This is a genomic window from Microvirga tunisiensis (genome assembly GCF_009296175.1).
GTDB classification, from domain to species: Bacteria; Pseudomonadota; Alphaproteobacteria; order Rhizobiales; family Beijerinckiaceae; genus Microvirga; species Microvirga tunisiensis.
This window is the reverse complement of sequence record NZ_VOSK01000009.1, coordinates 22,986-36,997: the sequence shown is the minus strand read 5'-3', so window position 1 is coordinate 36,997 and position 14,012 is coordinate 22,986. Positions and strand designations below refer to the sequence as shown.

Below are 14,012 nucleotides of genomic sequence, written 5' to 3'. Positions count from 1 at the left end.
CCTACCCTCTCCGGTAATCCGGCTGGATCTTGCGAGAACGGAAGTCTTTACGAGAAAGACTTGGCGTAGTTCTGGACGACGTCCTTGAGCTTCGCCTCCGAGTCGCTCGACAGGTCCTTCGAAGCGCGAACGGCTTCGAGAAGATCGGTGTGCTTGCCGCGCAGGAGCGAGAGCAGGCCGCCCTCGAACGCACGGACCCGGTTGAGAGGCAGGTTGTCGAGGTAGCCGTTCACGCCGGCATAGATCACGGCGACCTGCTCTTCCATCTTCAGCGGCGAGAACTGCGGCTGCTTCAGGAGCTCGGTCAGACGCGAACCGCGGTTCAGCAGGCGCTGGGTCGTGGCGTCGAGGTCGGAGCCGAACTGGGCGAAAGCCGCCATCTCGCGGTACTGGGCCAGCTCGCCCTTGATCTTGCCCGCGACCTTCTTCATCGCCTTCGTCTGGGCCGAAGAGCCCACGCGCGACACCGAGAGGCCGACGTTCACCGCCGGGCGAATGCCCTGGTAGAACAGGTCCGTCTCGAGGAAGATCTGGCCGTCGGTGATCGAGATCACGTTGGTCGGGATGTAGGCCGACACGTCGTTCGCCTGCGTCTCGATGACCGGCAGAGCGGTGAGCGAACCCGAGCCGTTGTCCTCGTTGAGCTTCGCCGCGCGCTCCAGGAGCCGCGAATGCAGGTAGAACACGTCGCCCGGATAGGCCTCGCGGCCCGGCGGACGGCGGAGCAGCAGGGACATCTGGCGGTAGGCGACGGCCTGCTTGGACAGATCGTCATACGTGATCACGGCATGCATGCCGTTGTCGCGGAAGAACTCACCCATGGCGCAGCCGGCGAAGGGCGCCAGGAACTGCATCGGGGCCGGGTCCGAAGCGGTGGCCGCGACGATGATGGAATATTCCAGCGCGCCGTTCTCTTCGAGAACCTTCACGAATTGGGCAACCGTGGAGCGCTTTTGGCCGATGGCCACATAGACGCAGTAGAGCTTCTGGCTTTCGTCGTCGCCCTGGTTCAGCGGCTTCTGGTTGAGGATCGTGTCGAGGGCGATGGCGGTCTTGCCGGTCTGGCGATCGCCGATGATCAGCTCGCGCTGGCCGCGGCCGACCGGGATGAGGGCGTCGATGGACTTGAGGCCCGTCGCCATCGGCTCGTGAACGGACTTGCGCGGAATGATGCCGGGAGCCTTCACGTCCACGCGGCGGCGCTCGGTGGCCACGATCGGACCCTTGCCGTCGATGGGGTTGCCGAGCGCGTCGACGACGCGGCCGAGCAGGCCCTTGCCGACCGGCACGTCAACGATGGCGCCCGTGCGCTTCACGGTCTGGCCTTCGGCGATCTCGCGGTCGGAGCCGAACACCACGATGCCGACATTGTCGGTCTCGAGGTTGAGGGCCATGCCCTGCACGCCCGACTCGAACTGCACCATCTCACCGGCCTGGACATTGTCGAGGCCGTAGCAACGGGCGATGCCGTCACCCACGGACAGGACCTGCCCGACTTCGGTGACTTCAGCCTCGGTGCCGAAGTTCTTGATCTGCTCTTTGAGGATCGCGGAGATCTCAGCGGCTCGAATGTCCATCAGTGGACCTCTTTCATCGCTAGACGAATGGAATTGAGTTTGGTGCGCACCGAGGCATCCACCATGCGGGAGCCCATCTTCACGATGAGACCGCCGATGAGGCTCGGGTCGATTTTGACGTCGACGGAGACGTCAGCCTTGGCGACGTCGCGCAGCGCCGCCTTGATTTCGTTCAGGACTGTGTCGGACGGCGCTTCCGCCAGGGTGACCTGCGCCCGGACAATGCCCTTCGCATCGGACACGAGGTCCTGATAGGCGCGGATCATGTCGGGCAGCACGAAGAGCCGGCGCTTGGCCGCCACGAGGCGGATGAAGTTGCCCGCAAGACCCGAAATGGCGGCCTTGTCGAGAATGGCTCCGATCGCGTTCGACTGCTCTTCGACCGTAAAGATGGGGTTTTGGATCAGGCGCTGCAAGTCGTCGCTGCCGCGGATCAACTCACCGAAGCGGGCGAGATCGCCGGCAACGGCATCCACGGCATTCGCTTCCCGAGCGAGTTCGAACAGCCCCGACGCATAGCGCAATGCTACGCCCGACAGGAGGGGTCCTTCTTGCGAACCGCTTTGCGCCACGTAACCGTCTCTCTCGTGTCTTAACGGGCCTCGGACCGGGAAAGCCTGCGAACGAGGCCCTCGGGAAACCCGTCAGGTGTGGAAATGAGCCCGGAGCGAAAGCCTTCTCCGCCCGTCAGGCGAGGGTGCACTAGCATGGGTTTTTCCGAGGCGCAAGGCGAGCTGGGCCCTGTCTGGCCGGGAAAAAACCAGGCAGCCGGTTAAGGTAAAGGTCCAGAGGAGCCCCTTCGCCGAAAAATGCTCTAGAGCTCCAGGGTGGCAACTTCGCAGTTGTTCAGAAATCGTCCGGTGAGCTTGCTGAAGAAGGTGCCGTGCCCGACGACGGCGATCATGCTTTCCGGCCGCTCGGCGAGCCAGCCGCGGAACCGCTCGACCCGCTCCTCGAACACATGGGCCGGCTCGTAGACGAAGCCCCGCTCGTTCACCTCGCCCTCGTTGTGCCACCAGACCTCGTCCAGGTGCCCGAAGGACAGATGGGGGAACTCCTGCGACAGATGAGAGACGGCCCGCCCCACGTCGCAGCTGCTCTCCAGATACTCACGGTGGAGGCATTCCACGAGGATCGACGGAGAGGCGGGATGGTCCCCGAACAGACCCATGGTGGTCTGGATCGCCCGGGTCAGCGGCGAGGTCACGACGAGCTCATAGGGATGCTGGCGCAGCTCGGGCGCCCGCTCGGCCACCTGGCGCCGGCCGAGCTCGGTCAGGGGCGCATCGATGTGGAGCGGATCCTCGCCGTGTTCGGCCCAGTGCGCGTTGAAGGTGGACTGGCCGTGGCGGATGCAATGGACGATCTTGGTCATGGTGCCTTGTCTTGATGATGCGCTTTCGCTTGATCACAAAAAGCTCTGCGGGTCCACGTCGATGGAAACGCGGGTGTTGCCGCGGATCTTCGGGCTGCGGGCCATCCAGCCGCGCAAATAGGCTTGGAGATCCACCTCCCGCTCGGTCTTGACCAGGAGCCGGAAGCGGTAGCGGCCGCGGATCAGGGCGAGCGGCGCTTCGGCGGGGCCGAGCACCGTGACGCCGGGCGGCGGCTCCGCCACCAGGGCCATGGCGCGGGCATGGGCTTCCGCCGCCTCGCGCTCGGCGGCCGAGACGATGAGGGACGCCAAGCGCCCGAACGGGGGCAGGCCCGCCATTTCGCGGACGCGGGTCTCCTCCGCGTAGAACCGCTCCGCATCGCCGGAGATCAGCGCCGCGATCACCGGATGGTCCGGCTGCCAGGTCTGGACGAGGGCCCGGCCCGGTTTCTCCCCACGCCCGGCGCGGCCCGTGACCTGCTGGAGCATTTGGAACGTGCGCTCGGCCGCGCGCGGATCGCCGGAGGTGAGGCCGATATCGGCGTCGAGCACGCCCACCAGCGTCATGAGCGGGAAGTTGTGTCCCTTGGCGACGAGCTGCGTGCCGATGACGATGTCGAACTCGCCGGCGGCGATGGCGGCGAGTTCCGTCCGCAGGCGCTCCGTGCCGCCGGGAAAGTCGCTTGAGAGCACGATGCAGCGCTTGTCCGGAAACAGCTCCGCCGCCTCCTCGGCGATCCGCTCGACTCCGGGGCCGCAGGGCACCAGCGAATCGACGCTGCCGCATTCGACGCAGGCGTGCGGCGTGCGCTCCACATGGCCGCAATGATGGCACACGAGGGAGCGCCGGAAGCGGTGCTCCACGAGCCAGGAGGAGCAGTTCGGGCATTCGTAGCGATGGGCGCAGGCCCTGCAGAGGGTGAGCGGGGCATAGCCGCGCCGGTTGAGGAAGAGCAGCGCCTGCTCGCCTCGGGCGACCGTGTCCTCCACGGCCGTCACCAGGGCCGGCGAGAGCCAGCGCCCTTTCGGGATGGCTTCCCTGCGCAGGTCCACGGCCCGGATCTGCGGCATGGACCGCCCGCCGAACCGCTCGGGGAGGCGCACATGACGGTAGCGCCCGCGCTCCACGTTGACCCGGCTCTCGATGGAGGGCGTCGCGGAGGCCAGCACCACCGGGGCATTCTCGATCTTGCCGCGCACCACCGCCATGTCGCGGGCATGGTAATGCACTCCGTCGTCCTGCTTGTAGGCGGTCTCGTGCTCCTCGTCGACGATGACGAGGCCGAGATCCGCGTAGGGCAGGAACAGGGCCGAGCGGGCGCCCGCCACGACCTTCACCTCGCCCGCCGCGATGGCCGCATAAAGCCGCTCGCGCCGGCGGCCGGTCACGCCGGAATGCCAGGTGGCGGGCTTGACGCCGAAGCGAGCCGCGAACCGGTCGAGGAATTGCGCCGTGAGGGCGATTTCCGGCATGAGGATCAGCGCCTGCCGGCCCGCCCGCACGGCCTCGGCGACCGCCTCGAAATAGACCTCGGTCTTGCCGGAGCCCGTGACGCCTTCGAGCAGGATTACGGGCGGGTGCTCCTCGCCCATGGCGGCGACGAGTTCGTGCGCCGCCTCGCGCTGGCCATCGGAGAGGGCCGTGTGGCCGAAGGCGGGATCGGGCATCTCGGCGACGGGCTCGGCCAGAAGCGCCACGGTTTCCAGGGTCCCCTCGTCGATGAGGCCGTTGACGACGCCGCTGCTGACGCCCGCCGCATGTGCCAGCTCGCTTTTGAGCCGCACGATTCCATCCTGGGCGATCTCGACCACCTTCTGCCGCGCCGGCGTCATGCGCTTCGGCAGGGCGCCCGCCAGCCTCACGCCGACGCGCGCCACCTCCTGCCGGTCGGGATCCGGGATCTTCAGCCCCATGGCGAGGGCCGAGCCCTTGGGCGCCAGGGTGTACCACGCGATCCAGTCGAGGAACTTGCGCATCCGGGGCGACAGGTTCGGCGCCTCGATGACGCCGGTCACCTTCTTGAGGTTTCCCCCCTGCCCGTCCCGCAAGCCCCAGACGACGCCGGCCACCTCGCGGTTGGCGAGCGGCACCTGCACCACGTCGCCCTCCTCGAGGGCGAGGCCGTCCGGCACGGCATAGGAATAGGCCGTGTCCAGCGCCAGCGGGATGAGGACATCGGCGATCTTGGAAGCCATCAGCGAGAGAGCACGAGCAACAGGGACATGGCGACAGCTTAGACCCGATTTTCCTTCTCGAAAGCAAGCATGGTCCAGCTCACATCCCTGCGGCCAAGCATATCGCCGAATTCGTACTTCCGACGAAGCGCAAGTCCCATCGATTGCGCCTGCGACACCAATGGATCGATCGGAACCTCGAACATCCTGCGGCCCGTCGGCACCGGACCTTTGCGGATGGTCATGAATATCCGGCCTCCCCGGGCGAGCAGCCCGGCAATCCGAGTCAAAGCATGACTTCGCTCGCGTTCGTCGAGATGCATCCACACGGCCGTCATCAGGACGAGATCGAAACGCTCGCCGCTGTCGTAAACCTGCGCCAGATCCGGTAGGCCATCGTCGATCCAGACGATGCTCGGATCGGGATGGAAGCGCTGCGCATGATTCCGCAGTTCTGGCGTCGGCTCGACCGCATAAACCTGAAAGCCGCGCCGCGCCAAGGCCGCCGCGTCGCGGCCCGTACCGGCACCGATATCGAGGGCCCTGCCGGTCTCGGGCAGTAGCTCCAGGAGGGGACGATACAGGTCGTCGAAGACGATGCTTTCATATGAATCGACGAGTCCATCGGCCTGCTCTCCGTACCCCTCCGTTCCCGGAACGCTGCCTCCTGCTTGGCTCACGCTGTTTTCCTCACTCAAGCTCATCTGGTCCGAACATTATCTTGTCCAGTCGCATTTGGCCTTTCCGGTTTCACACTTTGGCAAGGTCATGAACAGATAGTGTGGTTGTGTCGGACGCAAAAAAACCATCCTCGATCCTCGATCTCGTCCTTCCCGGCGCGGATGACACCCGCCGCGAGGCGATGGCGTGGCTCGCCTCGCTCGCCAAGGAGCGGCGGCTCTCAGGCAAAACCGTCGAGGCCTACGGGCGGGATCTGCGCCAGTTCCTGGCCTTCTTGACCAACCATCTCGGCGAGCCGCCGAGCGTGAAAGGCATCCTGGGCCTCAAGCCTCTCGACATCCGGGCGTTTCTCGCCGCCCGTCGGATGGATTCGGTCGGCAGCCGCTCGCTCATGCGCCAGCTCGCGGCCCTGCGCTCCTTTGCCCGCCATCTGGAACGGGAGGGCTTCGGGACGGCCTCGGCCTTTGCGGCGATTCGCACGCCGAAGGTGGACAAGAACCTGCCGCGCCCCCTCTCAGCCTCCTCGGCCGTCGCGGTGACGGATGCCGGGACGCGGGCGTCCGAGAACCGCAAGCCCTGGATCCTGGCGCGCGACGCCGCCGTGCTCTCTCTGCTCTACGGCGCGGGCCTGCGCATTTCCGAGGCGCTGGGGCTGCAGCGGCGCGATGCCCCGGTCAACGGGATCGACACGATCACGGTCACCGGCAAGGGCGGCAAGATGCGCAGCGTGCCGGTCATCTCGGCCATCCAGCGCGCCGTGGAGGAGTATCTGCAGCTCTGCCCCTATGCGATCCCGCCCGAGGGTCCGCTCTTCGTCGGGGCGCGGGGCGGTCCGCTCTCGCCGCGCATCATCCAGCTCGCCGTCGAGGAACTGCGTGGCGCGTTGGGTCTGCCGGACAGCGCCACGCCTCATGCCCTGCGCCATTCCTTCGCGACACATCTTCTCGCCAAGGGCGGCGACCTGCGCGGCATCCAGGAGCTCCTGGGCCACGCCTCGCTCTCGACCACGCAGCTTTACACGAAGGTGGATGCCGCCCGTCTGATGGATGCCTTCAACGCGGCCCATCCGCGGGCGAGGGTGAAGCAGGACGTTTCGTAATGCCGGCCATCGGACAGACGGGGATGGCATCTCCCGCTTTGTCATCACCTCCCCGGGCTTGATCCGGGGATCGGTGCCGGTAATCCCGATGGATGGCCGGCGTCTGGTTCCGCTAGCGGTTTCATTGGGGCCCTCGCACCCTCCGACAGCCCCCTCCCCGTCATCACCGGGCTCGTCCCGGTGATCCCGATGATGAGAAGCGCCGCGCCTCACCGCATCGGGATGGCCGGGACAGGCCCGGCCATGACGGGAGAGGGTGTCACGGGCCGTGATCCCGATCGTCTCGCTCGGCCTCATCCTGAGGAGCCGCTGCAAGCGGCGTCTCGAAGGAGGAGTTCAGCGCTTTTCCGGACCCTCCTTCGAGACGCAGCCTCACGGCTGCTCCTCAGGATGAGGGCGATGGGTCTGGAAGCGTCATGGCCGGCACAAGCCCGGCCATGACGAAGGAGAGGATGCACGGGGACCAGCGGATGTCCTTCCCGCCAGACGCGCAGAGGAGGGAACGGAGTCCATCACGCAGGTCGCAGCAGTGGATCCCGTCCCGGCCTGCGGACCACCGGAGACGACGCGCATCGGATGACCTTCGGGACGACCCGGCGGCGCGGTCGTCTGGCCCACGTGGGGCGAGGGCCGGTCCTTATTCCGCCGCCACGGGCTGGGCCAGCAGCTGCCGCGCGGCAGGGCCGATATCGCCCTTCGTCCAATGGGGGCGGCAGACGGAGACGTAGCGGCCCTCGCCGCCGATCTCGACCACCTCGCCCGAGCGCACGGCCTCGCCGTTGCGGGCATATTTGAGAATCATCGTCGCCTTGCGGCCGCAATGGCAGAGCTGCTTGATTTCCTGGAAATCGTCGGCGAGCGCCATCATGGCGATGATCGCGTCGCTGAACAGCGTGCCGTAGACGTTGTTCTTGAGCCCGTAGGCCATGACCGGGATCCTCAGCTCGTCGACGATCCAGGCCAGTTGGCGGACCTGGTCCGCCGTCATGAACTGGACCTCGTCGATGAGAACCGCCGTCACCGGCCGCCTCGCATGCTCCGCCGCCACGACGTCGTGGATGGCGTCTTCCTTTCGCAGCGGGATGGCATCGGCTTCCAGGCCGAGGCGTGACTTGACCTTGCCGATTCCGAAGCGGTCGTCGATCACACTCGTGAACAGCAGCACGTGGCCGCCGTTCTTGATGTAATTGTAGCGAACCTGCAGGAGATGGGTGGTCTTGCCTGCATTCATCACCGAGTAGAGGAAGTGGAGCTTTGCCATCCGGCGATCTTACATATGGATCGCGCGCTTTTCGACCGCCAGCGCCGCTTCCTTCACAGCTTCCGCAAGCGTCGGATGCGCGTGGCAGGTGCGGGCCATGTCTTCGGACGATCCGCCGAACTCCATGGTGATCGCGGCCTCGTGGATGAGGTTGCCCGCCTCCGCGCCGATGATGTGGACGCCCAGCACCTTGTCGGTCGTCGCATCGGCCAGGATCTTCACGAAGCCGTCCGTGGTGCGGTTGACCTTGGCGCGTCCGTTGGCCGTGAAGGGGAACTTGCCGATGTTGTAGGCGATGCCCGCGCTTTTGAGCTCCTCCTCGGTCTTGCCGATGGAGGCGACCTCGGGGAACGTGTAGACCACGCTCGGGATCACGTCGTAATTTACGTGGCCCGCCTTGCCGGCGATGATTTCCGCAACGGCAACGCCCTCGTCCTCGGCCTTGTGGGCAAGCATGGGGCCGGCGATCACGTCGCCGATGGCGTAGATGCCGGTGACGTTGGTGGAGAAATGCGCGTCGGTCTGGATGCGGCCGCGATTGTCGAGCTGGACGCCCACATGATCGAGGCCGAGGCCCTGCGTGTACGGCACGCGGCCGATGGCCACGAGCACCACGTCGGCCTCGATGGTCTCAGCCGCACCGCCGGCAGCCGGCTCGAAGGTGAGCGTCGCGCCCTTGGCCGTCTTCTCGACCTTGGTGACCTTGGAGCCGAGCTTGAACTGGAAACCCTGCTTGCTGAGGATGCGCTGGAAGTTCTTGGCGACCTCGCCGTCCATGCCGGGCAGGATGCGGTCGAGATATTCCACCACCGTCACCTCGGAGCCGAGGCGGCGCCACACGGAGCCGAGCTCCAGGCCGATCACGCCGGCGCCAATGACCACGAGGCGCTTCGGCACGCTCTCGAGTTCGAGCGCCCCGGTGGAGGACACCACGATCTTTTCGTCGATGTCGATGCCGGGGAGGCGCGTCACGTCCGAGCCCGTGGCGATGATGATGTTCTTCGTCTCGAGCATCTGGTTCGAGCCGTCCTCGCCCGTCACCTCGACCTGACCGGCCGCCGCGATGCGCGCGGTGCCGATGAAGGCATCGATCTTGTTCTTCTTGAGCAGGAACTCGACGCCCTTGGTGTTGCCGTCGACGCCTTCCTGCTTGAAGGCCTGCATGGTCTTGAGGTCGAGCGTCGGGGCGCTGACGCCGATGCCGAGGCCGGCGAAATGATCGCGCGCCTCCTCGAACATGTGCGAGGAATGCAGCAGCGCCTTCGACGGGATGCAGCCCACGTTGAGGCAGGTGCCGCCATGGGTCTTGCGTTTCTCGACGACGGCGGTCTTCAGGCCGAGCTGCGCGGCGCGGATGGCGGCCACGTAGCCGCCGGGGCCGGTGCCGATGACGATGACATCGTAGGACATTGCTTGTCTCCACTTAACGGCATGCCCGGAGGTGATCCGGGCATCCACGTCTTTAGCGTTGCGTTTGAAGGCGTGGATGGCCGGGAGAACCCGGCCATGACGCTGAAAGGATTGTTGTTCTTAGAGATCGAGAACGAGGCGGGCCGGATCTTCCAGCGCTTCCTTAACCCGCACGAGGAAGGTCACGGCTTCCTTGCCGTCGACGATGCGGTGATCGTAGGAGAGCGCGAGATACATCATCGGGCGCACGACGACCTGGCCGTTGCGAACCACAGGACGGTCCTCGATGCGGTGCATGCCGAGAATGCCCGATTGCGGCGCGTTGAGGATCGGCGTCGACATCAGCGAACCGTAGATGCCGCCATTGGTGATGGTGAAGGTGCCGCCCTGCATCTCGTCGATGGAGAGCTTGCCGTCACGGGCGCGCTTGCCGAAATCGGCGATCTTCTTCTCGATGCCGGCGACCGACAGATCGTCCGCGTCGCGCACCACGGGAACCACGAGGCCCTTCTCGGTGCCGACCGCGATGCCGATGTGGTAGTAGTTCTTGTAGACGAGGTCCTGCCCGTCGATCTCGGCATTCACGGCCGGAACGTCCTTGAGCGCCTGGATCACCGCCTTGGTGAAGAAGCCCATGAAGCCGAGCTTGGTGCCGTGCTTCTTCTCGAACACGTCCTTGTACTGGCTGCGGAGCTGCATCACCGCGCTCATGTCCACGTCGTTGAACGTGGTGAGCATGGCGGCACTGTTCTGGGCATCCTTCAGGCGGCGCGCGATGGTCTGGCGCAGCTTGGTCATCTTCACGCGCTCTTCGCGCTCGGCATCGACGGGAGCCGAGGGGGCACGGACCTGGACCGGAGCGGCAGGCGCGGGAGCAGCAGCCCCGCCGGTGGCGATGGCCGCGAGCATGTCACCCTTGGTGACGCGGCCGTCCTTGCCGGAGCCGGCGACACCCGCCGGGCTCACGCCGCTCTCGGCTGCCAGGCGGGCGACGGCCGGACCATTGTCGCGGGACGCTGCTGCAGCCGGAGCGGGAGCCGCTGCGGGAGCGGGAGCAGGAGTCGGTGCAGGGGTCGGTGCCGCCTTGGGAGCCTCGGCCTTCGGAGCGGGAGCAGCCGCAGCGCCGCCCTCGAGGATGGAGCCGAGGACCGCGCCGGGGCTCACCGTCTCACCGTCCTTGGCAACGATGTCGCCGAGGGTGCCGCTCGCGGGAGCGTTGACCTCGAGCGTCACCTTGTCGGTCTCGAGTTCGAGCACGGGCTCGTCGGCCTTCACGGGATCGCCGGGCTTCTTGAACCAGCGGCCGATGGTGGCCTCTGACACGGATTCGCCAAGGGTGGGTACGCGGATTTCGGTTGCCATGGTCGTCTTTGGGTCTTGCGGGACTCGGTGGAGCCCCTCGGAGTCGGGTGAGAGCCGCCGCGGTTTTTAAGCCGCGTAAGCCTCGTCGAGGAAGGCCTGCAATTGGGCCGTATGCTTGGACATGAGGCCGGTGGCGGTGGCGGCGGAGGCGGGACGTCCCACATAGCGCGGACGATCCACCTTGGAGCCGGCCGTCTTGAGCACCCATTCGAGATAGGGCTCGACGAAGGTCCAGGAGCCCATGTTCTTGGGCTCTTCCTGGCACCAAACCACGTCGGCCTTCTTGAAGCGGGAGAGCTCGGCGGCCACCGACTTCGCCGGGAACGGATAGAGCTGCTCGACGCGCAGCAGATAGACGTCGTCGATGCCCCGCTTTTCGCGGTCCTCGAGAAGGTCGTAATAGACCTTGCCCGTGCAGATCACCACCCGCCGGATCTTCTCGTCCTTCACCAGCTTGATGCCCTCGGAGCTGCGCTGCGCATCATCGTGCAGCACGCGGTGGAACGAGGTTCCCTCCGCGATGTCGGCGATGGTCGAGGTGCAGCGCTTGTGGCGCAGCAGGGACTTCGGCGTCATCAGGATCAGCGGCTTGCGGAAATCGCGCTTCAGCTGACGGCGCAGGATGTGGAAGTAGTTCGACGGCGTCGAGCAGTAACCAACCTGCATGTTGTCCTCGGCGCACATCTGGAGCCAGCGCTCCAGGCGGGCGGAGGAATGCTCCGGTCCCTGGCCCTCGTAGCCATGCGGCAGCAGGCAGACGAGGCCCGACATGCGCAGCCACTTGCGCTCGCCCGACGAGATGAACTGGTCGAACACCACCTGGGCGCCGTTGGCGAAGTCGCCGAACTGGGCTTCCCACAGGGTCAGCGCGTTGGGCTCCGAGAGGGTGTAGCCGTACTCGAAGCCGAGCACCGCCTCTTCCGACAGCATCGAGTTGATGACCTCGTAGCGGGCCTGGTTCTCGCTGATGTGGTTGAGGTTGGTGTAGCGCTCCTCGTTCTCCTGGTCGATGAGCACCGAGTGGCGCGACGAGAAGGTGCCGCGCTCCACGTCCTGACCGGAGAGGCGCACGCGGTGGCCTTCGAGCAGGAGCGACCCGAAGGCGAGCGCCTCGGCCATGGCCCAGTCGAATCCTTCGCCGGTCTCCAGCATCTTCTTGCGGTTGTCGAGGAAGCGCTGGATCGTCCGGTGGAGGTGGAAGCCCTCCGGAATCGTGGTGAGCGCCTTGCCAATCTGCTGCAGGGTCTCGACCGACACGCCGGTCTGCCCGCGACGCGGATCGTCCTGATCCTCGCGCACCGCCTTGAGGCCAGACCAGCGTCCGTCGAGCCAGTCGGCCTTGTTGGGCTTGTAGCTGCCAGCGATGTCGAACTCGGCGTCGAGCTTCGAGCGCCAGCCCGACTTCATCTCCTCGACATCGGTCTCGGTGACGACGCCCTCGGCGACGAGCTTCTTCGAGTAGAGCTCCACGATGGCCGGATGCGACCGGATCTTGCGGTACATGAGCGGCTGGGTGAACGCCGGCTCGTCGCCCTCGTTATGGCCGAAGCGGCGGTAGCAGAACATGTCGATGACGACGGGCTTCTGGAAGCGCTGGCGGTATTCCGCCGCCACCTTCGCGGCGAACACGACGGCTTCCGGATCGTCGCCGTTCACGTGGAAGATCGGCGCCTCGACCATCTTCGCCACATCCGACGGATAGGGCGAGGAGCGCGAGAAGCGCGGATCGGTGGTGAAGCCGATCTGGTTGTTGATGATGAAGTGGATCGAGCCGCCGGTGCGGTGACCGCGCAGACCCGACAAACCCAGGCACTCCGCCACGACGCCCTGGCCCGCGAAGGCGGCATCGCCGTGGATGAGGAGCGGCATGACGGCGACGCGGTTCTCGGGCGTGCAGCCGTGCTGGTCCTGCTTGGCGCGGACCTTGCCGAGCACCACGGGATCGACAATCTCGAGATGCGACGGGTTCGCGGTCAGCGACAGGTGGACGTTGTTGCCGTCGAAGGTGCGGTCGGACGAGGCGCCGAGGTGGTACTTCACGTCGCCCGAGCCTTCCACGTCGTCCGGCGCGAAGGAACCGCCCTTGAACTCGTGGAACAGCGCCCGGTGCGGCTTGCCCATCACCTGGGTGAGCACGTTGAGGCGGCCGCGATGGGCCATGCCGAGCACGATTTCCTTCACGCCGAGATTGCCTCCGCGCTTGATGATCTGCTCAAGCGCCGGGATCAGCGACTCGCCGCCGTCGAGACCGAAGCGCTTGGTGCCGGTGTAGCGGACGTCCAGGAACTTCTCGAACCCTTCCGCCTCGACGAGCTTGTTGAGGATGGCGCGCTTGCCTTCCTTGGTGAAGGTGATCTCCTTGTCCGGCCCCTCGATGCGCTCCTGGATCCAGGCCTTCTCGACCGGATCGGAGATGTGCATGAACTCGACTCCGAGCGTCTGGCAATAGGTGCGTTCCAGGATCGCGACGATTTCGCGGATCGTGCCGAACTCGAGGCCGAGCACGTTGTCGAGGAAGATCTTGCGGTCCCAATCGGCTTCCGTGAAGCCGTAATGGGACGGATGCAGCTCCTGGTCGTTCGGGCGCGGATTGATGTCGAGCGGATCGAGCTTCGCATGCAGGTGGCCGCGCACGCGATAGGCACGGATCAGCATGATGGCGCGAATGGAGTCGCGGGTCGCCTGCTGCACGTCGATCTGGCTGATCTCGACGCCCTTGGCTTCCGCCTTCGCCCTGATCTTGTCGCCGACCGCCTTCTCGACCTGGGCCCAGTTGCCGTCGAGGGCGGAGACGAGTTCGCCGTTGGCGTGGATCGGCCAGTTCGGCTTTTCCCAGGACGGGCCGTTGGCCGCCTTCTCGACAGCCCGCTTGTCGTCCCTCAGGGCGCCGAAGAAAGCCTGCCACTCGGCATCGACCGAGGAGGGATCCTTCTCATAGCGGGCCTGAAGATCCTCGATATAGGACGCGTTCGCCCCGTACAGGAAAGCGGTGTTCAGGAGGTTTTGGTTGGCGTCTTGGCGTGCCATGGCAATTGTCGATCCAAATGAGGGATGGCCGCCCCGGAGTCGGGG

General features: G+C 66.0%; 10 protein-coding genes. 1 reads left to right on the top strand and 9 read right to left on the bottom strand.

The window, feature by feature from the left end; genetic code table 11:
• Nucleotides 1–47 precede the first annotated feature (47 nt).
• The 5 genes from atpA to FS320_RS05240 all read right to left on the bottom strand — a co-directional run bounded on the left by atpA (nucleotide 48) and on the right by FS320_RS05240 (nucleotide 5,807).
• Nucleotides 48–1,577, bottom strand: a complete 1,530-nt coding sequence (gene atpA / locus FS320_RS05260) for a F0F1 ATP synthase subunit alpha (RefSeq protein ID WP_152709998.1) — start codon at nucleotides 1,575–1,577, stop codon at nucleotides 48–50.
• Nucleotides 1,577–2,149 (bottom strand): F0F1 ATP synthase subunit delta, encoded by a 573-nt coding sequence (locus tag FS320_RS05255; protein ID WP_162002838.1) that lies wholly within the window; start codon nucleotides 2,147–2,149, stop codon nucleotides 1,577–1,579. The genes atpA and FS320_RS05255 overlap by 1 nt, the downstream gene beginning before the upstream one ends.
• Before the next feature lie 242 nt (nucleotides 2,150–2,391).
• Nucleotides 2,392–2,952: a histidine phosphatase family protein gene (locus FS320_RS05250; protein WP_152709996.1), complete on the bottom strand. Its 561-nt coding sequence runs from the start codon at nucleotides 2,950–2,952 to the stop codon at nucleotides 2,392–2,394.
• A 33-nt stretch (nucleotides 2,953–2,985) separates the two neighbouring features.
• Entirely contained in the window at nucleotides 2,986–5,148 is a 2,163-nt protein-coding gene (locus tag FS320_RS05245) for a primosomal protein N' (protein ID WP_152709994.1), read from the bottom strand.
• A 38-nt stretch (nucleotides 5,149–5,186) separates the two neighbouring features.
• Nucleotides 5,187–5,807: a methyltransferase domain-containing protein gene (locus tag FS320_RS05240; RefSeq protein WP_202882830.1), complete on the bottom strand. Its 621-nt coding sequence runs from the start codon at nucleotides 5,805–5,807 to the stop codon at nucleotides 5,187–5,189.
• A 182-nt stretch (nucleotides 5,808–5,989) separates the two neighbouring features.
• Here FS320_RS05240 and FS320_RS05235 point away from each other — a divergent pair, with 182 nt between their 5' ends.
• The gene (locus tag FS320_RS05235) at nucleotides 5,990–6,907 is read left to right on the top strand and encodes a tyrosine recombinase XerC (RefSeq protein ID WP_152710075.1); all 918 of its coding nucleotides are present in this window, start codon (nucleotides 5,990–5,992) and stop codon (nucleotides 6,905–6,907) included.
• Between the two features lie 637 nt (nucleotides 6,908–7,544).
• Here FS320_RS05235 and FS320_RS05230 read toward each other — a convergent pair.
• The 4 genes from FS320_RS05230 to FS320_RS05215 form a co-directional block, all read right to left on the bottom strand.
• Nucleotides 7,545–8,168 carry a thymidine kinase gene (locus tag FS320_RS05230; protein ID WP_152709990.1) on the bottom strand — a complete coding sequence of 208 codons (624 nt, stop codon included), beginning with the start codon at nucleotides 8,166–8,168 and terminating at the stop codon, nucleotides 7,545–7,547.
• Between the two features lie 9 nt (nucleotides 8,169–8,177).
• Nucleotides 8,178–9,578: a dihydrolipoyl dehydrogenase gene (lpdA, locus tag FS320_RS05225; protein ID WP_152709988.1), complete on the bottom strand. Its 1,401-nt coding sequence runs from the start codon at nucleotides 9,576–9,578 to the stop codon at nucleotides 8,178–8,180.
• 120 nt (nucleotides 9,579–9,698) lie between these two features.
• Nucleotides 9,699–10,940 (bottom strand): 2-oxoglutarate dehydrogenase complex dihydrolipoyllysine-residue succinyltransferase, encoded by a 1,242-nt coding sequence (gene odhB / locus FS320_RS05220; protein WP_152709986.1) that lies wholly within the window; start codon nucleotides 10,938–10,940, stop codon nucleotides 9,699–9,701.
• 66 nt (nucleotides 10,941–11,006) lie between these two features.
• Nucleotides 11,007–13,967, bottom strand: a complete 2,961-nt coding sequence (locus FS320_RS05215; protein ID WP_152709983.1) for a 2-oxoglutarate dehydrogenase E1 component — start codon at nucleotides 13,965–13,967, stop codon at nucleotides 11,007–11,009.
• Nucleotides 13,968–14,012: the final 45 nt, after the last annotated feature.